This is a genomic window from Caldanaerobacter sp. (assembly GCF_049701115.1).
Classification (GTDB): Bacteria; Bacillota; Thermoanaerobacteria; order Thermoanaerobacterales; family Thermoanaerobacteraceae; genus Thermoanaerobacter.
In genome coordinates, this window is sequence record NZ_JBNATX010000015.1 from 20,000 (window position 1) to 42,504 (window position 22,505).

General features: G+C 39.4%; 21 protein-coding genes and 9 tRNA genes. 25 read left to right on the top strand and 5 right to left on the bottom strand.

The window, feature by feature from the left end:
• Positions 1-35 precede the first annotated feature (35 nt).
• The 24 genes from ACPLVE_RS06035 to ACPLVE_RS06150 all read left to right on the top strand — a co-directional run bounded on the left by ACPLVE_RS06035 (position 36) and on the right by ACPLVE_RS06150 (position 14,558).
• A tRNA-Gly gene (locus ACPLVE_RS06035) sits at positions 36-109 on the top strand.
• A 5-nt stretch (positions 110-114) separates the two neighbouring features.
• A tRNA-Arg gene (locus ACPLVE_RS06040) sits at positions 115-191 on the top strand.
• A gap of 11 nt (positions 192-202) precedes the next feature.
• Positions 203-279, top strand: a tRNA-His gene (locus tag ACPLVE_RS06045).
• Between the two features lie 3 nt (positions 280-282).
• A tRNA-Gln gene (locus tag ACPLVE_RS06050) sits at positions 283-357 on the top strand.
• A 6-nt stretch (positions 358-363) separates the two neighbouring features.
• A tRNA-Lys gene (locus ACPLVE_RS06055) sits at positions 364-439 on the top strand.
• Positions 440-474: 35 nt separating this feature from the next.
• Positions 475-561 (top strand) — tRNA-Leu (locus ACPLVE_RS06060).
• A 4-nt stretch (positions 562-565) separates the two neighbouring features.
• Positions 566-641: transfer RNA gene (locus ACPLVE_RS06065), tRNA-Gly, on the top strand.
• 23 nt (positions 642-664) lie between these two features.
• Positions 665-740: transfer RNA gene (locus tag ACPLVE_RS06070), tRNA-Lys, on the top strand.
• Positions 741-748: 8 nt separating this feature from the next.
• Positions 749-833 (top strand) — tRNA-Leu (locus ACPLVE_RS06075).
• Between the two features lie 259 nt (positions 834-1,092).
• On the top strand, positions 1,093-1,353 hold the full coding sequence (locus ACPLVE_RS06080; protein WP_031313958.1) for a stage V sporulation protein S: 261 nt from the start codon (positions 1,093-1,095) through the stop codon (positions 1,351-1,353).
• 121 nt (positions 1,354-1,474) lie between these two features.
• Positions 1,475-2,773, top strand: coding sequence for a trigger factor (tig, locus tag ACPLVE_RS06085; protein WP_424610682.1), 1,299 nt, complete (start codon positions 1,475-1,477; stop codon positions 2,771-2,773).
• Between the two features lie 4 nt (positions 2,774-2,777).
• A complete protein-coding gene (gene clpP, locus ACPLVE_RS06090; RefSeq protein WP_424610683.1) occupies positions 2,778-3,365 on the top strand; it encodes an ATP-dependent Clp endopeptidase proteolytic subunit ClpP in 588 nt (195 codons plus the stop codon).
• A 24-nt stretch (positions 3,366-3,389) separates the two neighbouring features.
• On the top strand, positions 3,390-4,667 hold the full coding sequence (clpX, locus tag ACPLVE_RS06095) for an ATP-dependent Clp protease ATP-binding subunit ClpX (protein WP_424610684.1): 1,278 nt from the start codon (positions 3,390-3,392) through the stop codon (positions 4,665-4,667).
• A gap of 96 nt (positions 4,668-4,763) precedes the next feature.
• Positions 4,764-7,100, top strand: coding sequence for an endopeptidase La (gene lon, locus ACPLVE_RS06100; protein ID WP_424610685.1), 2,337 nt, complete (start codon positions 4,764-4,766; stop codon positions 7,098-7,100).
• Positions 7,090-7,674, top strand: a complete 585-nt coding sequence (yihA, locus tag ACPLVE_RS06105) for a ribosome biogenesis GTP-binding protein YihA/YsxC (protein ID WP_424610686.1) — start codon at positions 7,090-7,092, stop codon at positions 7,672-7,674. The genes lon and yihA overlap by 11 nt, the downstream gene beginning before the upstream one ends.
• A gap of 147 nt (positions 7,675-7,821) precedes the next feature.
• Positions 7,822-8,187, top strand: a complete 366-nt coding sequence (locus ACPLVE_RS06110) for a DUF2294 domain-containing protein (protein WP_424610687.1) — start codon at positions 7,822-7,824, stop codon at positions 8,185-8,187.
• 113 nt (positions 8,188-8,300) lie between these two features.
• Positions 8,301-8,954: a F0F1 ATP synthase subunit A gene (locus ACPLVE_RS06115; RefSeq protein WP_424610688.1), complete on the top strand. Its 654-nt coding sequence runs from the start codon at positions 8,301-8,303 to the stop codon at positions 8,952-8,954.
• Positions 8,955-9,027: 73 nt separating this feature from the next.
• Positions 9,028-9,249 carry an ATP synthase F0 subunit C gene (gene atpE / locus ACPLVE_RS06120; protein ID WP_022587431.1) on the top strand — a complete coding sequence of 74 codons (222 nt, stop codon included), beginning with the start codon at positions 9,028-9,030 and terminating at the stop codon, positions 9,247-9,249.
• Positions 9,250-9,270: 21 nt separating this feature from the next.
• Positions 9,271-9,777 (top strand): F0F1 ATP synthase subunit B, encoded by a 507-nt coding sequence (gene atpF / locus ACPLVE_RS06125; protein ID WP_424610689.1) that lies wholly within the window; start codon positions 9,271-9,273, stop codon positions 9,775-9,777.
• Positions 9,765-10,298 carry an ATP synthase F1 subunit delta gene (gene atpH / locus ACPLVE_RS06130; RefSeq protein ID WP_424610690.1) on the top strand — a complete coding sequence of 178 codons (534 nt, stop codon included), beginning with the start codon at positions 9,765-9,767 and terminating at the stop codon, positions 10,296-10,298. Before atpF ends, atpH begins: the two co-directional genes overlap by 13 nt.
• Before the next feature lie 25 nt (positions 10,299-10,323).
• Positions 10,324-11,844 carry a F0F1 ATP synthase subunit alpha gene (gene atpA / locus ACPLVE_RS06135; protein WP_424610691.1) on the top strand — a complete coding sequence of 507 codons (1,521 nt, stop codon included), beginning with the start codon at positions 10,324-10,326 and terminating at the stop codon, positions 11,842-11,844.
• Positions 11,844-12,731, top strand: coding sequence for an ATP synthase F1 subunit gamma (atpG, locus tag ACPLVE_RS06140; protein ID WP_424610692.1), 888 nt, complete (start codon positions 11,844-11,846; stop codon positions 12,729-12,731). Before atpA ends, atpG begins: the two co-directional genes overlap by 1 nt.
• Positions 12,732-12,746: 15 nt before the next feature.
• Positions 12,747-14,141: a F0F1 ATP synthase subunit beta gene (gene atpD, locus ACPLVE_RS06145; protein ID WP_424610693.1), complete on the top strand. Its 1,395-nt coding sequence runs from the start codon at positions 12,747-12,749 to the stop codon at positions 14,139-14,141.
• A complete protein-coding gene (locus ACPLVE_RS06150) occupies positions 14,142-14,558 on the top strand; it encodes a F0F1 ATP synthase subunit epsilon (RefSeq protein ID WP_424610694.1) in 417 nt (138 codons plus the stop codon).
• A gap of 25 nt (positions 14,559-14,583) precedes the next feature.
• Here ACPLVE_RS06150 and ACPLVE_RS06155 read toward each other — a convergent pair whose 3' ends face one another.
• The 5 genes from ACPLVE_RS06155 to ACPLVE_RS06175 all read right to left on the bottom strand — a co-directional run bounded on the left by ACPLVE_RS06155 (position 14,584) and on the right by ACPLVE_RS06175 (position 19,791).
• Positions 14,584-15,450, bottom strand: coding sequence for a DMT family transporter (locus ACPLVE_RS06155; protein WP_424610695.1), 867 nt, complete (start codon positions 15,448-15,450; stop codon positions 14,584-14,586).
• 12 nt (positions 15,451-15,462) lie between these two features.
• Positions 15,463-17,094 carry an NAD+ synthase gene (locus ACPLVE_RS06160; protein ID WP_424610696.1) on the bottom strand — a complete coding sequence of 544 codons (1,632 nt, stop codon included), beginning with the start codon at positions 17,092-17,094 and terminating at the stop codon, positions 15,463-15,465.
• A 70-nt stretch (positions 17,095-17,164) separates the two neighbouring features.
• Positions 17,165-17,977: an ABC transporter permease gene (locus ACPLVE_RS06165; protein ID WP_424610697.1), complete on the bottom strand. Its 813-nt coding sequence runs from the start codon at positions 17,975-17,977 to the stop codon at positions 17,165-17,167.
• The gene (locus ACPLVE_RS06170; RefSeq protein WP_424610698.1) at positions 17,970-18,716 is read right to left on the bottom strand and encodes an ABC transporter ATP-binding protein; all 747 of its coding nucleotides are present in this window, start codon (positions 18,714-18,716) and stop codon (positions 17,970-17,972) included. The genes ACPLVE_RS06165 and ACPLVE_RS06170 overlap by 8 nt, the downstream gene beginning before the upstream one ends.
• A gap of 64 nt (positions 18,717-18,780) precedes the next feature.
• Entirely contained in the window at positions 18,781-19,791 is a 1,011-nt protein-coding gene (locus tag ACPLVE_RS06175; protein ID WP_424610699.1) for an ABC transporter substrate-binding protein, read from the bottom strand.
• A gap of 166 nt (positions 19,792-19,957) precedes the next feature.
• On the opposite strand from ACPLVE_RS06175, the gene ACPLVE_RS06180 reads away from it, so the two are divergent.
• Positions 19,958-22,441 (top strand): O-antigen ligase family protein, encoded by a 2,484-nt coding sequence (locus ACPLVE_RS06180; protein ID WP_424610700.1) that lies wholly within the window; start codon positions 19,958-19,960, stop codon positions 22,439-22,441.
• Positions 22,442-22,505 lie beyond the last annotated feature (64 nt).

The following is a 22,505-nucleotide window of genomic DNA, read 5'->3' on the forward strand; positions in this document are numbered from 1 at the left end:
ATAATCTAAAACTGTCAGAAGGAATTATAAATAATGCGGGTGTAGCTCAATGGTAGAGCCCCAGCCTTCCAAGCTGGTTGCGTGGGTTCGATTCCCATCACCCGCTCCAGAGATGCGCCTGTAGCTCAGCTGGATAGAGCAACGGCCTTCTAAGCCGTGAGTCGGGAGTTCGAATCTCTCCAGGCGCACCATTTTTTCTGTGGTGGATATAGTTCAGGTGGCTAGAACGCCAGATTGTGGCTCTGGAGGTCGTGGGTTCAAGTCCCACTATCCACCCCATGCTGGGATGTAGCCAAGCGGTAAGGCACCAGACTTTGACTCTGGCATGCGCAGGTTCGAATCCTGCCATCCCAGCCAGGGCGTGACCCATTAGCTCAGGAGGTAGAGCACCTGCCTTTTAAGCAGGGTGTCCCGCGTTCGAATCGCGGATGGGTCACCATCTGATTATGAAAAAGAAAGGGCGTCTTAGGTTGTGCGGGAGTGGCGGAATTGGCAGACGCGCTAGATTCAGGTTCTAGTGCCCGCAAGGGCTTATGGGTTCAAGTCCCGTCTCCCGCACCAATGGGCGGGCATAGCTCAGTTGGCAGAGCATCACCTTGCCAAGGTGAGGGTCGCGAGTTCGAGTCTCGTTGCCCGCTCCAAATTGAATACCAGTATGTTACGTGCGCCATTAGCTCAGCTGGCAGAGCAGCTGACTCTTAATCAGCGGGTCCGGGGTTCGAATCCCTGATGGCGCACCATTTTATATGCGGGCATGGCGGAACTGGCAGACGCGCCAGACTTAGGATCTGGTGGGATTTCCCGTGGGGGTTCAAGTCCCTTTGCCCGCACCATTTTACAGTTTGCAATAGAAATTGGTCACAAAATGGTCACATTTTGCCTACAAACGGAGGACTGCCAACAAGGCAGTTTTTTGTTTTTGCAGAAATTGAGATTTATTGTTTTAGAAGTGTAATAAAATTTGCCTCAGATTTAAAAATCTAGTATCATAATACTAGACTTAATAAAATTTCATCTTTATAATTTATATATGGAGCCTATTCATCTCAACAAAAAAGATACTTTATGATTAAAACATGGGAGGGAGTAGTGATGGAAGTTTTGAGAGTATCAACTAATTCCAATCCTAAGTCTGTAGCAGGTGCGTTGGCAGCTATTGTAAGGGAGAAGTCTGCTGCTGAAATCCAGGCTATAGGGGCAGGTGCGGTCAATCAGGCGGTGAAAGCTATAGCAATTGCTAGAGGATTTGTGGCTCCTAATGGTATTGATTTGGTAATGGTTCCTGCTTTTGTAGAAGTAGAGATAGATGGTGAAAAAAGAACTGCGATGAAATTTATTGTGAAGGCAAGATGATAAAATTTTAATGTGTTTTGTTTTCTATTTTTCTCTTCTTTTGTTTCACAAACTTTTTATGTTATAATATTATAAGTTCAAAAGAATCTATACGAAAGAAAGGAACAGGAGGATCTACTTAATGGGTGCGAATCTTAAGAAAATAGAAAAGAGTATAGCTACTCTTGAGTTTACAATACCAAAAGAAAAATTTGAAGAAGGCTTAGATTACTCTTTTAGGAAAAATGCTTCAAAGTTTAACGTTCCGGGTTTCAGAAAAGGAAAAGCTCCAAGATTTTTAGTTGAGAGATACTACGGTGAAGGAGTCCTTTATGAAGATGCTATAGAATATGTCTTTGATGAGGCGTACAAGGAAGCTTTAAAAACGTTTAATTTAGAGCCTATAGATTATCCTGATATTAACGTTTTGCAAATAGGCAAGGGGAAAGATTTGGTTTTAGAAGCAACTGTTCCAATTATGCCTGAGGTTGAGCTCGGGGAATACAAGGGTATAGAAATTGAAAAAATAGAATATGATGTGTATGATGGAGACGTGGAATATGAATTAGAAAAGTTAAGACAGCAGAACGCTAGAATCATTCCAGTAGAAGGAAGGGCAGCAGAAGAGGGAGACATAGCTATTATTGATTTTGAAGGATATATAGATGGTCAGCCTTTTGAAGGTGGCAAAGGAGAAAATTATGAACTTGAACTGGGAAGTGGAACTTTTATTCCCGGCTTTGAAGAACAGATAATCGGTCATAACATAGGGGAGACTTTTGACATCACTGTGACTTTTCCTGAAGATTACAGGGTAGAAGAATTGAAAGGCAAAACCGCAGTCTTCAAAATAACATTAAAAGGATTAAATAGAAAAGAATTGCCGGAATTAGACGATGAATTTGCCAAAGATGTGAGCGAATTTGAGACTTTAGAAGAATTAAAGCAGGATATAAGGAAGAAGCTAGAAGAAAAAAATAAAAAAGAAGCAGAGAATGAGATGAAAGAAAAAGCAGTGATGAAAGTGGTAGAAAACGCCAAAGTGGATATTCCAGATATAATGGTGGAAAGACAGATAGACATTTCTTTAAGGGATTTGGACTATAATTTGAGATTGCAAGGATTAGATTTAAACACCTATTTATCCATAACTGGTAAGACATTAGAAGACTTGAGAAAAGAAATGTGGGAAAGCGCCCTTAATAGAGTAAAGACTCAGCTTGTAATAGATAAAATAGCGAAGGTGGAAAACATCGAAGTTACGGAAGAGGAGCTAGAGAGCAAACTAAAAGAGCTGGCAGAGAGTTACAGAGTAAATCTGGAAGAATTCAAGAAAAGTTTAACTGAAAGCCAGATAAACGGTATAAAAGAGGATATAGCATACTATAAGACGATTGACTTTATTTTCAATGAGAGTAAAATAGTAAGTAAAGAGGAGTGATTTTATGAGTTTAGTTCCAATTGTAGTGGAGCAGACAAATAGAGGCGAAAGAGCTTATGATATTTTTTCCCGCCTCTTAAAAGACCGCATAGTGTTTCTAGGAGATGAAATTAACGATACGACAGCTAGTTTGGTTATCGCTCAGATGCTGTTTTTAGAAGCAGAGGATCCAGACAAGGATATATGGCTTTATATAAACAGTCCTGGCGGCTCTATTACTGCTGGCCTTGCAATATATGACACGATGCAGTATATAAAGCCGGATGTGGTAACGCTTTGTGTAGGCATGGCAGCATCTATGGCTGCTTTCCTGCTTGCTGCAGGGGCAAAAGGTAAGAGATTTGCACTTCCTAATAGTGAAATAATGATTCACCAGCCCTGGGGTGGGATGCAGGGGCAGGCTACTGACATAAAGATTCATGCAGAAAGACTTTTAAGGTTAAGAGACAAATTAGAAAGGATTCTTTCAGAAAATACGGGGCAGCCTCTTGAAAAGATAAAAGCCGATATGGAAAGAGATTACTTCATGACCGCAGAAGAAGCTAAGGCTTACGGCATAATAGATGACATACTTGTAAGGCAGAAAAAATGAGGCCCCCAGAAGAGGTGAAATTTTATGGCTAAATACGATGACCACAAGCAGTTAAAGTGTTCATTTTGTGGCAAAACTCAGGACCAGGTAAGAAGATTGGTGGCAGGGCCTGGAGTGTATATCTGTGACGAGTGCATAGAACTCTGTCAGGAGATTATAAATGAAGAATTTGAAGAGGATATGGACATGGCTATGAGAGATTTACCAAAGCCAAAAGAAATAAAGGCTTTTCTTGACCAGTATGTTATCGGTCAGGACAGAGCTAAAAAAGCTTTGGCAGTCGCTGTTTACAATCATTACAAGCGCATAAATTCTAAAGTCAAATCAGATGACGTCGAACTTCAAAAAAGCAATATATTACTTCTGGGTCCAACAGGATCTGGTAAAACACTTTTGGCTCAGACCCTTGCTAAGCTTCTAAATGTTCCATTTGCAATAGCTGATGCTACAACTTTAACCGAGGCAGGATATGTGGGAGAAGACGTGGAGAACATCTTATTAAGGCTTATACAAGCTGCCGATTACGATATAGAGAGAGCAGAAAAGGGTATAATCTATATAGATGAAATAGACAAAATAGCCAGAAAGTCAGAAAATCCTTCTATCACCAGAGATGTCTCTGGCGAAGGCGTTCAACAGGCTCTTTTAAAAATACTGGAAGGGACGATTGCCAATGTGCCTCCTCAGGGCGGCAGAAAACATCCTCACCAGGAGTTTATCCAAATAGATACGACAAACATCCTTTTCATATGCGGAGGCGCATTTGAGGGAATAGACAAGATAATAGAATCAAGAATTGGAAAAAAGAGCCTTGGATTTGGCGCGGAGGTTCAAAGCAAGAAGGAAAAAGACGTTGGAGAAATTTTGAAACACATCATGCCAGAGGACCTTCTAAAATTTGGAATGATTCCTGAGTTTATAGGTAGAGTTCCAATAGTTGTAACACTGGATCCTCTGACAAAAGAGGACCTTGTGAGGATACTGACAGAACCAAAAAACGCTCTTGTAAAGCAGTATGAAAAGCTGTTTGAAATGGATGGCGTAAAGCTTGAGTTTGAAAAGAAAGCGCTGGATGTTATTGCTGACATGGCTTTAGAGAGAGGAACAGGTGCTAGAGGCTTGAGGGCTATTCTTGAAGAGATAATGCTGGATGTTATGTACGAGATTCCTTCCGACGAAACCATAGAGAAATGCATCATCACTGAAGAGACTGTCAAAAAGCTTGCACCTCCTACGCTGGTGTATGCAGATGCTCAGAAAATAAGTAGAAAAAGGGCTAAAAAGACTGAATCTGTTTCATAAAAGTGAACTCTTTTACATTAACTCCCCTTCTCCTTCACATACTAAAATAGTGAATGAGAAGGGGTTTGATTATATTGCAAAAAATGAGGTGAGGTCATGGCAGAAAAAAGGTACACACTTCCTATGATTCCACTAAGAGGATTAACGATTTTTCCTTATATGGTAATTCATTTTGATATAGGACGAGAAAAATCCATAAAGGCGCTGGAAGAAGCCTTTATGAAAAACCAGCTTATATTTGTGACTACTCAGAAGGACCCAGAGCTTGAAGACCCATCAATTGATGACGTTTACAAAGTAGGAACTATAACCAAAGTCAAACAGATGCTTAAACTTCCCGGGGAGCTCATAAGGGTTTTAGTAGAAGGTATAAGCAGGGGAGAGATTGACAAAGTTACAAGAGAAGACGAATTTTTTGAGGTGGAGGTAGTTGAAAAAGAAGAGCAGACAGAGATTGAAAAGACTCCAGAGTTAGAAGCATTGATGAGAAGTGTGATCTCTTCTTTTGAAGAGTATGTGAATATGACTTCTCGAGTACCTATTGAAAGCCTATATAGTGTAATTAGCATAGAAGAGCCCGGAAGGCTTGCTGACATGATTGCAGCTCATATTTCTTTGAGCACAGCGCAGAACCAGGAGCTTTTAGAGTGTTTTGACGTAAAAAAGAGGTTAGAGATTTTACTCGGTTTTTTAATGAAGGAGCTCGAAATACTAAAAATCGAAAGAGAAATAAATGCAAAAGTGAAAAGCCAGATTGACAAGCTTCAGAAAGAGTACTATCTAAGAGAACAGCTAAAAGCAATAAAGGCGGAATTAGGGGAGACAGAAGATTTTGACAGTGAAATAGAAGAGTACGAGAAAAAAATTGAGGAAAAGGATTTACCTGAAGAAGTGAGAAAAAAAGCCAAAGAAGAATTAAAGAGACTTTCCAAGATGCCTCCTGGTTCTGCTGAGGCGTCTGTTGTGAGAACTTACCTTGACTGGATACTGGAACTTCCCTGGAACTATGAAACAGAAGACATTCTAGATTTAAAAAGGGCTCAGAAAATACTGGATGAGGACCACTACGGACTCAAAAAAGTAAAGGAGAGGATAATAGAGTTTTTGGCAGTAAGAGCTTTTTACAATAAAGTCAAAAGTCCTATTTTATGCCTTGTAGGTCCACCAGGAGTGGGCAAGACTTCTTTAGGAAGGTCCATAGCTAAAGCTATGAACAGAAAATTTGTAAGGCTTTCTCTTGGAGGAGTAAGAGATGAAGCGGAGATAAGAGGGCACAGGCGTACTTATGTTGGAGCAATACCAGGAGGGATTATAAACTCTATAAAAATTGCAGGTTCAAAGAATCCGGTGTTTTTACTGGATGAGATAGATAAAATGAGTCATGATTTTAGAGGAGACCCGGCTTCTGCTATGCTGGAGGTATTGGACCCTGAGCAGAATGCCACTTTTAGAGACCATTATTTAGATTTGCCTTTTGACTTATCTAAAGTACTTTTTATAACTACAGCCAATACAACTGACACTATTCCCGCGCCTCTTTTGGACAGGATGGAAGTTATATACATATCAGGATACACTGAAGAGGAGAAATTTCATATTGCTAAAGGTTATCTGATACCCAAAATTTTGAAAGAACACGGAGTTTCAGACAATAAGATAATAATACAGGATTCAGCTATTAAAGGAATTATTTCTGAGTATACTCGTGAAGCGGGAGTAAGAGGGCTTGAGAAACATCTTGCCACAATTGTGAGAAAAGCTATAAGAAAGATAATGGAAGACAATGTGCCCTACGTGAAGGTAGGTAAAAAGAACTTGCAGTCTTACTTGGGCAAACCTCTTTTCAGAACTGACAAAACCAATGAAAAGAGCGAAATTGGGACGGTGATGGGACTGGCCTGGACAAGAGTAGGAGGAGAAATTTTGACTGTAGAGGCTTCTGTAATGCCGGGGAGTGGAAAGTTAAATCTTACGGGGCAATTGGGAGACGTGATGAAAGAATCTGCTCAAGCAGGGTTAAGTTATATAAGATCAAATGCCGAGAGACTGGGCATTGATAAAGATTTTTACAAAAATGTCGATATACATATACACGTGCCTGAAGGATCTATTCCAAAAGATGGGCCCTCGGCAGGTGTTACCATGGTGACTGCTATGGTATCGGCTCTTATGAAAGTACCTGTCAGAAAAGATGTAGCTATGACAGGGGAAATAACTTTAACAGGAAGAGTTTTACCTATAGGTGGTGTAAAAGAAAAGGTCCTGGCAGCTCACAGGGCAGGCATAAAAAGAGTGGTTCTTCCTGTGGAAAACAAAAGGGATTTAGATGAAATCCCGCAGAGTGTAAAAAAGAAACTGGAGTTTAAATTTGTAGAAAGAATAGACGAGGTACTGGAGTATGCTTTAATCAAGGAGGAAAAACATGAAAATTAAGACAGCCGAATTTGTGGGAAGTGCTTTTAATGAGAGTCAGTATCCAAAAGACAAAATTCCACAAATAGCGATTGTAGGTAAATCTAATGTGGGCAAGTCCACTTTAATAAATACCGTTTTGGGGAGGAAGAACCTTGCCAAAGTTAGTTCTACTCCCGGTAAGACAAGAGGAATAAATTTTTATCTTATTAACCGAGCTTTTTACATAGTGGACTTGCCTGGTTATGGCTATGCGAAAGTTTCAAAAGAGATGAAAAAACAATGGGCTTATAACATAGAGACATTTCTGAATACCTCTAAAAATTTAAAGCACGCTTTGCTCCTAATTGACATAAGAAGAGAGCCTACAGAAGACGATTTTATGATGATTAACTGGTTTTCTTTTAAAAATTTACCTTTTAGTGTTATTCTAACAAAAGCAGATAAAGTTAACAAATCTGAAGCCAATAAAGCTGTAGAGAATATATGCAAAAGTTTTAGTATTTCTTCTGATAGAGTGATAGTTTTTTCTGCAGTCGAAAAGACAGGGATATCAGAAATACTTAGAATTTTTGAAGAAGTGATTAAAAACTAAAGCTTGGGGAAAGAAATCGTTAAAATTTTGACTATTTTTTAATTAGAACAGATTTAGCAACGCTAAAATTATTGTGTTATACTGTAAAAGGGAGTATAATTTAATTAAGTCATAGTGAAATGGTTTTTATAGCTTGGAGGGGTTTTAATGAAGGGTATGCTGGAGAGCAAGATAAACGAAGAAATGATCAAAATTACAAAAGAGGCTATTGGAAGGGGAGCCGAAGCTGCCAAGACCCGCATTTGTGAAGACATGATTATTGTCAGGCTTAGTAAGTCTTTAACTCATGAGGAGAGGCAAATCATCTCGAATGCAGAGGGGAGAAGACTGGTTAGAGAATTAAGGTATTTGCTGGACGAAGAGATTTTAAAACCCAAATTTACAGAGATGATCTTGAGACTTACTGGCTGCCAGGTTATAGGAGTATATAGAGATATAAACCTTGAAAAAGGCGAGTATGTATATTTATTCGTGCTGGATAAAAATTTAGAAGAAGAATTAAAATCTAGATGATTCTATAAGACTTTACACGATTTTACAGGAAAGTAAATATACTAAATTGAAAAATTTTTGGGCAAATTATATAATTATACGTGTTGGGGGTATGCATTGAGGAGGTGAATTAATTGGAGATAGGCTCTCCAGTAGTATTTACCATACCGCTTTTTGGTGGAATACCTGTCACAGAGACGGTAGTGGTAGAATGGATAGTGATGGCAGTTTTGATTGTTGGTTCTGTTCTTTTGACAAAGGGATGGCAGCTGGTTCCTTCTGGGGTGCAGAATGTAGTGGAACTTATTGTAGATGGCTTTAATAAATTTGTAGAAAGCGCACTGGGGGATCATTGGAAGGATTACGCACCGTACTTGGGAACGGTGGCAGCTTTTTTAACTATTGCAAATACCATAAGCATTTTCGGCTTAACCCCTCCGACAAAAGATTTTAGCACCACATCAGCCCTTGCTATTATGTCTATTACGACAGTCATAATAGCATCTTTAAGGGCAAGGGGTTTTTTTGGGTTTTTAAAGCATTTTTTCAAGTCGCCTATAGACTTATTTATAAACCTTTTAGACCTTTTTGTAAGGCCCTTATCTCTGGCTGCGCGACTTTTTGGCAATATCTTTGGAGCAGTTGTAATAATGACACTTATAGAAGAAGCTGTACCAGTAATTGTACCTGCGTTTATGAGCATATACTTTGACCTTTTCGACGGTCTTTTGCAGATGCTGGTGTTTGTATTTTTGACGATGCTTTATATTGAAGAAGCGATAGAGTAGTGTATAATAAAAGGGGTAAAACGATTAAAAATTTTATATAAAAATAATCAAAAAAGAAAAGGAGTGGATATGAATGAATTTATTGGCTATAGGTGCGGGTATTGCTGCGTTAACAGGAATTGGAGCCGGAATTGGCATAGGTATCGCCACTGGAAAAGCTGTTGAGGCTGTATCAAGACAGCCAGAGGCAAGTGGAAGGATTATGCAACTTCTTTTGTTAGGAGGCGCTCTTGCGGAGGCAACAGCCATTTACGGGTTGCTTGTTGCAATAATGATCATAATCTTCAAGCCATAAAGAAAATACCAAAATTTCCTGATGAAAGAAGGGAAAGCCTTGGAACTTTTTAGTCTCTCCACTTTTGTTTTTACAATTATCAACCTTTTAGTACTTTATTATATCCTCAAAAGGCTTTTGTTTAAGCCTGTTACAAAATTTCTGGAAGAAAGAGAGAATAAAATTAAATCGGCTTTAGAAGATGCTGATAAACAAAGAGAAGAAGCCTATAGCTTAAAAGCACAGTATGAGGAAAAACTTCAGAATGCGGAAAACGAAGGCAGGGCTATAATTGAAAAAGCTAAAAGAGAAGCAGAGGAAAGAGCGAATGAAATCATAAAGAGTGCCAATAAGGAAGCAGAGAGCATAATTGAAAAAGCAAAAGAAGAGGCAGTTCTTGAGAAGATAAAGGCTATGCATGAGCTGAGGGCAGAAATGTCACATCTAATAATAGAAGCTGCTTCTAAGGTTTTAGAGAAAAAACTGCCTGTTGAGGATGAAGACCTCATTAAAGAGGTCATTGAGGAGGCAGGGTCATGGAACAAGTAGTGGCAAAAAGATACGCTTCTGCTCTTTTTGAGGTTGCTGAAAAAGAAAGCAAGGTTAAAGAATACTATGAAGAATTAAAAAAAGCTGTAGAGATATTGCAGATGGACGCCGTATGGAAAATTTTTGTAAATAAAAGTATTGACAAGACAAAAAAGATGGGATTTGTTGAAGAAGTACTGGAAGGTTTTTCAAAGGAAATTGTAAATTTTATCAAAGTAGTGATATCAAAGCACAGAGAAAATATCATCAAAGATATAGTGAAGGAATTTGAGGCTTTGTATAAGGATTACTTTAATATAATGGATGTAAAAGTGATTTCTGCTTATCCTTTAAAAGAAGAAGTGTTAAATCAGGTTAGAGAGAAATTAGAAAAAAGATATAATAAAAAAGTAAATCCGATTCCTGTAGTAGATAAGGAGATCTTGGGCGGATTGAAACTGGTCATTGGTAATACTGTGATTGATGGTTCAATTAAGGCAAGGCTTGAAGCACTTCTCAAGAACATGCGCCAGGCTGTCTAAAATGAATTAAGAAGGTGAAAAGCGTATGGGAATAAGACCAGAAGAAATCAGTTCTGTTTTGGCAGAAAAAATTAAAAATTTTGATTTTAATGTAGAAACTCAAGAGATAGGTTATGTGATTCAATCAGGAGACGGTATAGCTAGGATATACGGACTTGATAATGCTGTATACGGTGAAATGGTGGACTTTGAAGGCGGAGTAGTGGGAATGGTGTTAAATTTAGAAGAAGACACGGTAGGCGTTGTAATACTGGGAGACCCTGAGAAAGTAAAAGAAGGGGATGTAGTAAAAAGAACAGGCCGCATAATGGAAGTGCCTGTAGGTAAAGGACTTTTAGGAAGGGTTGTAAATCCGCTGGGAGAGCCTATCGACGGAAAGGGTCCTATAGAGTACGAAGGGAAAAGGCCCATTGAAAGCCCGGCACCTCCTATAGTGAGAAGACAACCAGTTAATACCCCTCTTCAAACAGGCCTTTTAGCCATTGACTCCATGATACCAATTGGTAGAGGTCAGAGAGAGCTCATCATAGGAGATAGGCAGACAGGTAAGACAGCTATTGCAGTCGATACCATAATTAATCAGAAGGGTCAGGGCGTATACTGTATATATGTGGCAATAGGGCAAAAGGCTTCTACTGTAGCAAGTGTTGTGAATATGCTTGAAAAATACGGTGCAATGGAGTACACCACCGTAGTTGCTGCGACTGCCAGTGAGTCTGCGGCTTTGCAGTATATAGCTCCTTACGCAGGCTGCGCAATGGGAGAGCATTTTATGTATCAAGGGAAAGACGTGCTTGTGGTGTATGATGACCTTTCAAAGCACGCAGTGGCATACAGAACTTTATCACTGCTTCTAAGAAGGCCACCTGGGAGAGAAGCTTATCCTGGGGACGTATTTTACCTGCATTCGCGCTTGCTTGAACGCTCTGCTCGACTTTCTGATGAGTACGGCGGCGGGTCTTTGACAGCTCTGCCGATTGTTGAGACTCAGGCGGGAGACATATCGGCGTACATTCCGACAAACGTCATATCCATAACAGATGGTCAGATATACCTTGAATCAGAGCTTTTCTACAGTGGCATAAGACCTGCTATAAACGTGGGACTCTCAGTATCCCGTGTGGGCGGTGCTGCTCAGATAAAGGCGATGAAAAAGGTTGCAGGACGTTTAAGACTTGAACTTTCACAGTACAGAGAATTACAGGTTTTCGCAAGATTTGGGACTGACTTAGATAAAGCTACTCTTGAGGTTTTGAGGCAGGGCGAGAGAATTGTAGAAATTACGAAACAGCCTCAGTACCAGCCTATGGCTGTGGAGGACCAGGTAATATCGATTTACACTGTGATGAATAGATATGTGACGGATATTGAGGTAAGTGAAGTAAGACCTTTTGTGATGGGACTTTTGAAGTTTTTGGATGAAACTTATCCCGAGATCAAGCAGTCTATAAGGGATACAAAAGACCTCACAAAAGAAACAGAAGAAAAACTCAAAGCTGCGATCCTTGAATATAAGGGAAAGTACGCCGCAAAGGGTGAAAAATAATGGGAAAGAGGGATATAGCTTTAAGAATTAAAAGCGTAAAAGAAGTAAGGAAAATCACAAGAGCAATGTACCTCATTTCTGCCTCGAAATTCCAGAAAGCTAAAGGCATGTTGGACAGAGTAAGACCTTATTACTACAGGGTTCAGGCTGTTATGAAAGATATTTTACTTCATACGGGAGAAGTTACGTCGCGATATCTTGAAAGCAGAGATGTCCCTGAAAAAGAAGATAAAAAGAAGGTCTTTCTAATAATAACAGGAGATAAGGGCCTTTGCGGCGCTTATAACCATAATGTCATAAAAGCGGCTTCGGATCTTATAAAGAACGAACGATCGAATTTAAAACTCATAGGGGAAGTAGGGAGAAGATACTTTGTAAAAAAAGGATATGATGTGGATTTAGACTTTTATTACAATGTTCAGAATCCTACTGTTGACTTGGCGGCGGAGATTGCAGATATTCTTCTTAAAGAATATAACAATGGTGATGCGGATGAAATATGGACCGTATACACTGAAATGAAAGGACTATCGCAAAAAGTAAGGACTTTAAGGCTTTTGCCTCTAGATGTTGAAAACTTTATGACTATTGCTGCAGAGGAAGAAGAAGCCGTGGAGGAGCCTGTTACAATTGACAGCGACATGATTTATGAACCCTCTCCTTCAGAAGTCTTTGATGCCATAGTACCAGAGTATTTGAAGGGGCTTATATATAGCATCTTAGTTCAAGCTTTTGCTTCAGAGCATTTTTCCAGGATGGTGGCGATGGATAGAGCGACTAATAATGCTGATGACATGATAGATAAGCTCACTCTCCTCTATAATAAGGTGAGGCAGGCTTCTATTACGCAGGAGATTATAGAAATAATCACAGGGGCATCTGTGTAAAAAGGAGATGATAATTTGAAAAAGGGATATATTACTCAGGTTATAGGTCCTGTTGTAGATATAAGGTTTGAAGGAGATCTTCCTCCCATATACAATGCCATAAAGATTCCCATGGGAGATAGAGAGCTTGTAGTTGAAGTAGCCCAGCATATAGGCGACAATACGGTAAGATGCGTTGCAATGGGACCTACTGATGGGTTAAGAAGGGGAATGGAATGCATAGACACCGGCGGTCCCATTAAGGTTCCAGTAGGCAAGGGAGTGCTGGGCAGGATGCTTAATGTCTTGGGGCAGCCCATTGACGAGATGGGTGAGATAAAAAACGTAGAATACATGCCAATTCATAAAAAACCGCCTTCTTTTGAGGAGCAAAACCCTGCGACGGAAATTTTGGAAACGGGAATAAAAGTAATTGACCTCCTTACACCTTATCCAAAAGGTGGTAAGATAGGACTCTTTGGCGGTGCAGGTGTTGGAAAGACAGTCCTTATAATGGAGCTCATAAGAAATGTCGCTATTGAGCACGGCGGTTACTCCATATTTGCGGGCGTAGGTGAAAGGTCTCGTGAAGGGAATGAATTGTGGCTTGAAATGCACGAGGCTGGAGTCATAGACAAGACAGCTTTTGTGTTCGGCCAGATGAATGAGCCTCCTGGAGCCAGAATGAGAGTGGGACTTGCAGGGCTTACCATAGCAGAGTACTTTAGGGACGAAGAGCATCAGGACGTTTTACTCTTCATAGATAACATCTTTAGGTTTGTGCAGGCAGGGTCAGAGGTTTCTGCTCTTTTAGGAAGAATGCCTTCTGCCGTTGGATATCAGCCTACTCTTGCTACTGAGATGGGGGCTTTACAGGAGAGAATCACCTCCACAAAAAAGGGTTCTATAACATCTGTTCAGGCTATTTACGTTCCTGCGGATGACTTGACAGACCCTGCTCCAGCGACAACTTTTGCTCACTTGGATGCTACTACAGTTTTGTCAAGAAGCATTGCAGAAATGGGTATTTACCCGGCGGTTGACCCACTTGATTCTACCTCCAGAATACTTGAACCCCACATAGTAGGAGAGGAACATTATTATGTTGCCAGAAAAGTACAGGAGATTCTGCAAAGGTATAAAGAATTGCAGGATATCATAGCTATACTTGGTATGGAGGAATTAACTGAAGAAGACAGGCTCATAGTATACAGAGCAAGGAAAATACAAAGGTTCCTTTCACAACCTTTCTTTGTTGCAGAGACTTTTACAGGCACTCCGGGCAAATATGTTCCTCTAAAAGAGACCATAAGAGGATTCAAGAAAATTGTGGAGGGAGAAATGGACGATATACCAGAGCCAGCATTTTACATGGTAGGAACTATTGATGAAGTCTATGAGAAAGCAGAGAAGCTGAAAGAGGTGAGGTAAGTGGAGAAGACCTTTCACCTCGAAGTATTGACCCCTTACAGAAAGTTTTATGAAGGGGATGTGGAAGAGATAATTGTGACTACTACCACAGGTCAGATAGGTATCTTAAAAGACCACATTCCTCTTACAACTCCCATCGCTCAGGCTGGCACTTTACAGATAAAAAAAGATGGTCAATGGAAAGAAGCTTTCATCTCTGGAGGCTTCATGGAAGTGAGAAGAGACGGAGTTACAATACTCTCAAGTGCTGCAGAATGGCCGGAAGAGATTGATATAGCTAGGGCTCAAGCCGCAAAAGAAAGGGCTGAAGAGAAATTGAGGCAAAAAAGGAATAAGCAGGAGTACATTGCTGCAGAAGCAGCCTTGAAGAGGGCATTGATGAGACTTAAGATTGCGGGAAAATATCAGGGAATGTAAAAATGAGCTTCCTTGTAAGGGAAGCTCATTTCTTTTCCGGCTCTTTTTCTGGAAGTTCGGATAAGATTATTCCTGTCAGCATAAAGGCGCCTCCAATGAGGGCTCTTAAGGACATTGTCTCCCCTGCGATTAAATAAGCGGCTAATGCAGCAAATACAGGCTCTAATGAAAAAATCAAAGCTGTATGAGTGGCGGTAGTGTAAGCTTGCATGGTATTTTGCGCCACAAAGGCAAAAGCAGTGGCGAATACACCGGTTATTATTATAGCTCCCCAAACATCCAGGGAAGTAGGTATAAAAGGCTTTTCAAAAATGAAACTTACAATTCCACTTAAGAATGCTACCATTCCAATTTGAACCGTGGCAAGAAGATGCGTGTCCATCTTTACTGCATATTTTGATATTAAAACTATGTGCATGGCGAAAGCAAAGGCACAGAGAAGAGTTAGAAAATCACCTATATTAATTCTAAAATCGATGTTGGTTGTAAGAAGTATAAGGCCTATAAAAGCAAGTACCACTCCCAGGGTAGCTGCCCTGGTGGGTTTTCTTTTAAGGAGTATGGCCTCCAATATGGGTACTAATACTACGCTAAAGCCTGTAATAAACCCGGATTTAGAGGCTGTGGTGTATAAAAGGCCCATTGTCTGAAAGGCGTATCCTAAGAATAACATTGTTCCAATTAAAGAGGCAGCCATTAGAGTACTTTTATCTATCTTTTTAAGTTTTTTATAAAAAATTGCTGCCAACAATAAAAAGGCTAATAAAAAGCGTATGAAAAGAAAATTATACACAGGAAGGGATTGAATGGCATTTTTCACTATTATAAAAGTAGAACCCCATATCATTGTCACAAGAGTCAGCACTATATCGCTTTGAAGTTGCTTTGACAAAATCATCTCCCCCTATGCTTTGAAATTTTGTACTATTGGCATTCTCCTGCCGGTACCAAAGGCTTTTGGTGAGATTCTAAGCACAGGAGCGGCCTGTTTTCTCTTGTATTCATTTTTATTTACGGTATTTATGATGTGTCTTACCAGATCTTTATCAAAGCCTTTTTCTGCTATTTCTTCTAAAGAAGCATTTTCCTCTAGATAAAGCTTAAGCACCTGGTCCAGTATTCTGTAAGGGGGAAGGGAGTCCTCATCTTTTTGGTTTGGCTTAAGCTCTGCCGAAGGAACTTTCTTAATTATCGAAACTGGTATTATCTCTTTTTCTCTATTTATATATTCAGCCAGCTCATATACTTGAGTTTTATATAAGTCGCCAATCACTGCTAGACTTCCACTCATATCTCCGTACAAAGTGCAATAACCCATTGCCAACTCTGACTTATTGCCTGTTGTAAGCACTACGTATCCTTCCCTGTTTGCAAAGAACATAAGATAATTCCCGCGTATTCTAGCCTGTACATTTTCCTCTGCCACATCTCCTAAGGCATTTCCATCTTTGTTGAAGACAGATAAATAGCTTTTGAAAACAGGCTCAATAGGAATCACTCTAAAGTCTATGCCTAAGTTTTTAGCCAAGATTTCTGCATCTTTTACACTTCCTTCAGAAGAATACCTCGAGGGCATAGAAATTGCCAATACATTTTCTTTTCCCAGGGCTTCAGAGGCAATTACTGCCACTACTGCAGAATCAATTCCACCGCTTAGCCCTAAAACTGCCTTTTTAAATCCTAATTTATGAAAATAATCCCTAACTCCAACTACAAGAGCCTTATATATCCAGGATATATCTTCTTTAAGTTCTGGCAGCTCTTCGAAGTCCTCCAAATTTTGTAACTCTACTATTTTAAAATCCTCCTCAAAAGCCTTTAGTCTTATTACCTCTTTTCCTTTTTCATTTAATACGAAACTATTTCCATCGAAAATGAGTTCATCATTTGCTCCTACTTGATTTACATATATGAAAGGAATTCCGTATTTACTAGTTTTTGATTTCATTATTTCAAGTCTTCTTCCATGTTTGCCCAAATGATAGGGAGAAGCAGAGATGTTTATAAAAACATCCGGTTTTAGTTTAAATTGCTCTTCTAAGACATCAACAGAATAATTTGTGTTTGGCTCAAATACATAGCCTTTCCATGCATCCTCACATATATTTACTGCTACTTTTACACCCTTAAATTCAACTGTTTTTATCTGTGATGAAGGAGAAAAATATCTTTTCTCATCAAATACGTCATAATTGGGAAGGAGTGTTTTATCGAATATTTCTATTATTTTCCTGTTGTAAATAAAAAAAGCAGAATTATACAAATTTCCATTTTCATCTTTTTTTACGGTGCCTAGTATTACAGCAATTTCGTCGGTTACCGGCAGTATTATTTTGTTTATCATTTCTTCATTTGTTTTTATGAAGTCTTTCACGAAAAGAAAGTCTTTAGGAGGATAGCCAACAGTCGACAGTTCAGGGAATACAACCAAATCCGCCTTTTCTTCTTTTGCCTTTTCAATATATTTTACTATTTTTTCCGAGTTTCCTTTTATATCTCCAACAATAGGATTTATCTGGGCCAGTGCAATTTTCATTTTTTTCACCTCTATGTGCGATGTATTACAAACATATTTTAGCATATGTTAAAGCAAAAAGCATCTCTTTCTATCTCCAGCGAATAAGCTTTTTTTCGAGATATACTATAAGTACGTACATTAAAGCTGATAGGATGGAAAGGATCAGCACACTCGTCATTACCATGTCCAATTTAAAAATTTGCCCTCCATAGACTATCAGATATCCGAGGCCGGCTTTCGATACTAAAAACTCACCTGTTATGACTCCGACCCACGAAAGGCCAATATTTATTTTTATAGCCGACATTATAGTGGGTACACTGGCAGGCAGCACGCATTTGGTGAGTATTTGCATTTTTGTGGCTCCGAAGGTCTTTAAAAGCTTTATTTTTTCTTCGTCAACTTCTTTAAAGCCTGTCGCTAAAGTTATAATCGTCACAATTAATGAGATAGCCAAAGCCATTGTGATAATTGGAGCTTCACCGTTTCCCATCCAGACTATGAAAATAGGCCCTAATGCAATCTTTGGAAGGCTATTCAAGACTACCAAGTAAGGCTCAGCCACCTGTGAGAAAAAGTCAGACCACCATAGAAGTATTGCAATTAGCATTCCTGAAATCGTCCCCAAGATAAACCCTATGAGGGTCTCGCTTAAGGTTACCCATATGTGCATGAGAAGTGTGCCATTTTGATTTAGAGTGAGCATTGTCTTTAGCATTCTGGAAGGCTGACTTACAAGAAAAGGGTCTATAACTTTGTATCTAGCTGCAATTTCCCATAGCCCAAAAAATATTACTAGAATTGCTAGTTGCGTTACTCTTACCATTATGTTCTTTCTTTTGACATTTCTTAAAAATTCCTGATGCTCTTTTGACATATAATGAGATGCCACTTCATACATGTATATCCAACTCCTTCCATATAGAATTAAAATATTCTTTGAATTCCGGAGCTTTTCTCCGGCCTATGGGGGATTGATCATCAGAAGTAAGGGATATTTCATATATCTTTTTGATGTAGGCAGGCCTTTTTGAAAGAACTACAATCCTATTACACATGGCTATTGCCTCGGAAATATCGTGAGTCACTATTATGGCGGTTTTCTGTTCATTTTTCAAAATTTTATACACCTCATCGGATATGGCTAGCTTTGTCTGATAGTCGAGAGCTGAAAAGGCCTCATCTAAAAGCAATATGTCAGGTTTTAAAGCAAGTGTCCTGATTAGTGCAGCCCTTTGCCTCATCCCTCCTGAAAGCTGATTGGGGTAATAGTCTTTAAACTCCCACAGCCCGTATTTCTTGAGGAGATTTTCTACGTAGCTTCTCGATTCTTCTGTGAGCTTTTTTTGAATTTCAAGCCCAAGTATCGCATTTTGCCATATAGTTCTCCATTCAAACAGATGGTCTTTTTGGAGCATATAGCCTATTTTCCCATTTACTTCTACAATTCCTCTGGAAGGTTTTAAAAGACCGGAAATTATGGACAAAAGTGTAGATTTACCGCATCCCGAAGGCCCTATTACTCCTACAAATTCTCCTTCGTACACATCAAAGGAGATATCTTTTAAAGCTTCAGTTTCACCTTCCAATGTGTGGTATTTAAAAGAGACGTTTTTAAGGCTTACCATCACATTGTCCATACAAGCACTCCTTTCTATATTTTGAGGTTGTGCCCAAGGTAATCTCTTGGGCACAACCGTCAGTTTACTTTTTAATAGTTTTTTCTGCTTTTTCAGCAAAGGTGTTGTCTATAAGAAGCCTTGAATCCACCTTCTCTTTTATCACTCCTGCATCCAAAAGTATTGTCTGCAAGAAGTCAAAGTCTTCTACTTTCATTTTGAGAGTTGTTCCCCACGTATTCTGGTTTTTATACCTTTCAATAGCAGTTGCCATGAGGTCTACATCTGCATCAGGGAAGAAAGGTTTTATAGCCTCTGCCACCTCTTTAGGGGAATGAGAATCTACCCAGAGCATTCCCTTGTACACTGCATTGACAAATTTTTGTATTATATCAGGGTGCCTCTCAATATAGCTCTTTTTGGCGTTAAAAGTAGTGTAGGGTACCTCATGGCTTGACGCTCCTACAGAAGCTACAATATAACCTCCTCCCTGTTTTTCTACCATTGAAGCTGTAGGTTCAAACAAAGCCACATAGTCGGCATCTGATGACATGAAAGCGCCGGCTGCTGCTGTAAACTGTAGATTGGTGATAAGAGTCAGGTCTTTTTTAGGGTCCAGTCCGTGCTGCTTTAGGACGTACTCTAAGGTCATTTCTGGCATGCCGCCAGGTCTTCCACCTATGACTTTTTTGCCTCTTAAGTTTTCCCACTTGAAGTCCGGTTCAGGCTTCTTTCCAAGGAGAAAGGAACCGTCTTTTCTCGTCAGCTGTCCGAAATTAACTAGGTAATCATCTCTTCCCTCCAAAAGCACATATACAGTGGTCTCAGGGCCTTGAAGTCCTATGTCTGCTGTTCCAGATAAAACAGCTGTCGCAGCTTTGTCTGAGCCTTGAGCAGTCGTGATTACAAGCTCAAGACCTTCCTCTTTGAAAAAGCCCTGGCTTACCGCTACATAATAGGGAGCGTAAAAAATGGAGTGGACTGTTTCTACGAAATTTATCTTTGTGAGCTTTTGTTCTTTACTGCTACATCCGGTTATTGAAGAGGCTATAAGTGTAAGTACCACAGCAATTACAATTAAGTACTTGAACCTCATAGACAATCCCCCTTTTCAGTTTTCACTTTATTATATTCTCAAAGCCTTAATTTGTGATTGAGGAGGAATTTTGCTTTATGCTTTTTGAAAAAGAAGGAGAAGTGAAATTTTTGTCGAATAAGTATATACTGTGATTAGATTATTGCTATAGAAAAGGGGATCGGGAATGGCTCAAAAAACTGTTGCAAAGAAGAGTAAAACAAAATCAAAAACAAGACAAATGCCAAAAATCAGTGAAAAACTTGAAATTGTTTTTTACATAGCCCTTTTGATACTAGTATTTTATCCGCCTTTTTTCAGAGGCATGTTCTTTGAAAAAGAGATGTTTCCCACAATTGCTATAACCTCTGTCGTGTTTATACTGTGGGCTGTTTATAAGATTACAGTAAAAGAGCCTATTATAGCTACTACACTGGATTACGCTGCACTCTCTCTTGTTGGAGCCTATGTGATTTCCACTTTTTTCGCTGTAAATGTAAGAGCAAGCATTGGAGAGGTTTTAAGATATTGTGATTATCTTTTCATTTACTTTATGGTAAGTAGACTAGTGAAAGATAATAAAAAAATCTTTATGCTATTAAATGTTTTAGTTTTAAGCTCCTTTTTTGTGGCAGTCATAGGACTTGGTTCTTCTGTAAATTTAATTCATTACAACGGTTCTTGGGTAGGTGGAAGGATAAACTCCACTTTCCAGTATCCCAACACTGCAGCTTCCTTTTTAATGGCATTTTTTCTTGTAAACTTAGCATTAATATCCTATACTGATAACAGATACCTAAAAGCTCTGTATGGTGCCATTGCCTACACTCAATTCTATGCTTACATATTTACGCTTTCTCGCGGAGCATGGCTTATGCTTCCTTTTTTAGGCATTTTATTGATGACTTTAATGCCAAAAGGTAGAAGAATAGAGCCCTTCATGTATTTTATAGGGATAATAATTGCTTCGGCGCTCCCAATAGCAAAATTTAATTCAGCTGTTGCAAGCGGTGATGCAATAAGGCTTGTAAAGTGGTATTTAATAGGATTCTTATCTTCTCTTGTAATCACTTACGCTATAAGCTTTGTCATGGGATTTGTAAATAAAATAAGCCCAAAAATTGCTCTAGCTGTAGCTTCTGTGCTGATAGTTTTAGTAGCTATTGGTGGTTACATAGTTTTTACAACACAGGTGCCACTTACTTTGAAGCACACAGCGGATGAACCTGATGGAATAAAGACAGTTACGCGCTTTGTGAATGTTGACCCTGATAGGGTGTATGTATTAAAATACGATGTGATAGCCAAAAATCCCGAAAACAAAGATTGGGCTTATGGAATAGTGATAGACAGCAGAAATGAAAATGACCAGTCGACAAAAATTGCGGAAGTGTACGAAAAAGAAGACTTTATAGGGGAAAAGACTTTAGAATTTACAACCCTTAAAGACACAAAAAGAATAGCCATTGTGTTTATGAACAATTTTAAAGACACATCTGTCACTTTTACAGAAGCAAAAGTGTATCCCAAAAACGATCCAGAAGACGTGCAAAACGTGATGTTAAAATACAAATACCTGCCGGAAGACATTGCCTCCCGTATACAGGATATAAACCTCACAAGCCGCAGCAGCTCTCAGAGGATGCAGTTTTACATAGACGGCTTAAAAATATTTAGAGATTACCCCATATTTGGGGCGGGTGGAGGCGCATGGGCCGCTTTATACTTTAAGTACCAGTCCTACCTTTACTGGACAACACAGACACACAATTACTTCATGCAGGTATTGCTTGATACAGGCATAGTCGGGGCTATTGCACTACTTTTCTTGCTTGTTACTCTTATAAGGAGTATGGCAAGGGTGTACAGAGGGTATGAAGAAGATAAGTACAAAGTCCTTATAGCAGGTGTAATAACTGCTATAGTCAGTCTCTACGCTCATGCTGCCATGGACTTTGACTTTTCACTTTCGGCTGTGTCAATAGCCCTCTGGGCGTTAATTGGAGTGATAAATTCTCTGGATAGAGAGATATTAAAAGTAAAAAGTAGAAAGGTCTATCTTAACTATGCAGCAGTTTTAGTAGCTTTTGTGGTTCTTTATATGTCTACCTCTATGTCTGTAGCTTTGGGCTATGCAGTCAAAGGCGATAATTTCTTAAAATCTCAGGATTTAAATTCTGCAGAAGCAGCCTATGAAAAAGCAGTTGTTTACGATCCATTTAATGCCCAGTACAGAATGACTTACGGGCAGATTCTTGCGGCTTTGGGTGACAAGTGGCAGGACCCTGTAAGGCTTCAGAAAGCCATGTTTGAAGAAGAAAAAGCAGTTAAGCTTGAGCCTTTCAATTCAAGGTTAAACGCCCAGCTTGGAGCTTTTTACCTTGCTCATGGGCAGATTGGCCTGGGGCTTAAGTACGTAGAAAAGGCAGTAGAGGTACAGCCTTTCAGGCCGGAAAATTATCAACAGCTGGCTGACGCTTACAACAAAGTAGGCATGTATTACCTTAACAAAGGAGACAAACAAAAAGCAAAAGAATACTTGCAAAAAGCTGTAGATGTAGAGAAAATGTATGAAAAAGTAAATGCTAGATCACTTGAGCCAAAGCCCATGACCGAGGCGACAAAACAGATAATTGAAGAATCCAAAAAAGCTCTTCAGGGGATACAGTAAGCTGTATCCCTCAGTTTGTTGACAAAGCAAAATTTTAGCCCCTGTTTTCTTAGTACCGAAAGCA

Bases quoted from the DNA above. Each gene is read 5' to 3' on its own strand.
- atpH (WP_424610690.1), top strand. From the start codon at position 9,765: ATGGAACAAGTAGTGGCAAAAAGATACGCTTCTGCTCTTTTTGAGGTT.
- atpA (WP_424610691.1), top strand. From the start codon at position 10,324: ATGGGAATAAGACCAGAAGAAATCAGTTCTGTTTTGGCAGAAAAAATT.
- atpG (WP_424610692.1), top strand. From the start codon at position 11,844: ATGGGAAAGAGGGATATAGCTTTAAGAATTAAAAGCGTAAAAGAAGTA.
- ACPLVE_RS06170 (WP_424610698.1), bottom strand. From the start codon at position 18,716: ATGGACAATGTGATGGTAAGCCTTAAAAACGTCTCTTTTAAATACCAC.
- yihA (WP_424610686.1), top strand. From the start codon at position 7,090: ATGAAAATTAAGACAGCCGAATTTGTGGGAAGTGCTTTTAATGAGAGT.
- atpF (WP_424610689.1), top strand. From the start codon at position 9,271: ATGAAAGAAGGGAAAGCCTTGGAACTTTTTAGTCTCTCCACTTTTGTT.
- atpE (WP_022587431.1), top strand. From the start codon at position 9,028: ATGAATTTATTGGCTATAGGTGCGGGTATTGCTGCGTTAACAGGAATT.
- ACPLVE_RS06080 (WP_031313958.1), top strand. From the start codon at position 1,093: ATGGAAGTTTTGAGAGTATCAACTAATTCCAATCCTAAGTCTGTAGCA.
- ACPLVE_RS06175 (WP_424610699.1), bottom strand. From the start codon at position 19,791: ATGAGGTTCAAGTACTTAATTGTAATTGCTGTGGTACTTACACTTATA.
- ACPLVE_RS06110 (WP_424610687.1), top strand. From the start codon at position 7,822: ATGAAGGGTATGCTGGAGAGCAAGATAAACGAAGAAATGATCAAAATT.
- ACPLVE_RS06165 (WP_424610697.1), bottom strand. From the start codon at position 17,977: ATGTATGAAGTGGCATCTCATTATATGTCAAAAGAGCATCAGGAATTT.
- tig (WP_424610682.1), top strand. From the start codon at position 1,475: ATGGGTGCGAATCTTAAGAAAATAGAAAAGAGTATAGCTACTCTTGAG.
- clpP (WP_424610683.1), top strand. From the start codon at position 2,778: ATGAGTTTAGTTCCAATTGTAGTGGAGCAGACAAATAGAGGCGAAAGA.
- ACPLVE_RS06180 (WP_424610700.1), top strand. From the start codon at position 19,958: ATGGCTCAAAAAACTGTTGCAAAGAAGAGTAAAACAAAATCAAAAACA.
- clpX (WP_424610684.1), top strand. From the start codon at position 3,390: ATGGCTAAATACGATGACCACAAGCAGTTAAAGTGTTCATTTTGTGGC.
- lon (WP_424610685.1), top strand. From the start codon at position 4,764: ATGGCAGAAAAAAGGTACACACTTCCTATGATTCCACTAAGAGGATTA.
- ACPLVE_RS06160 (WP_424610696.1), bottom strand. From the start codon at position 17,094: ATGAAAATTGCACTGGCCCAGATAAATCCTATTGTTGGAGATATAAAA.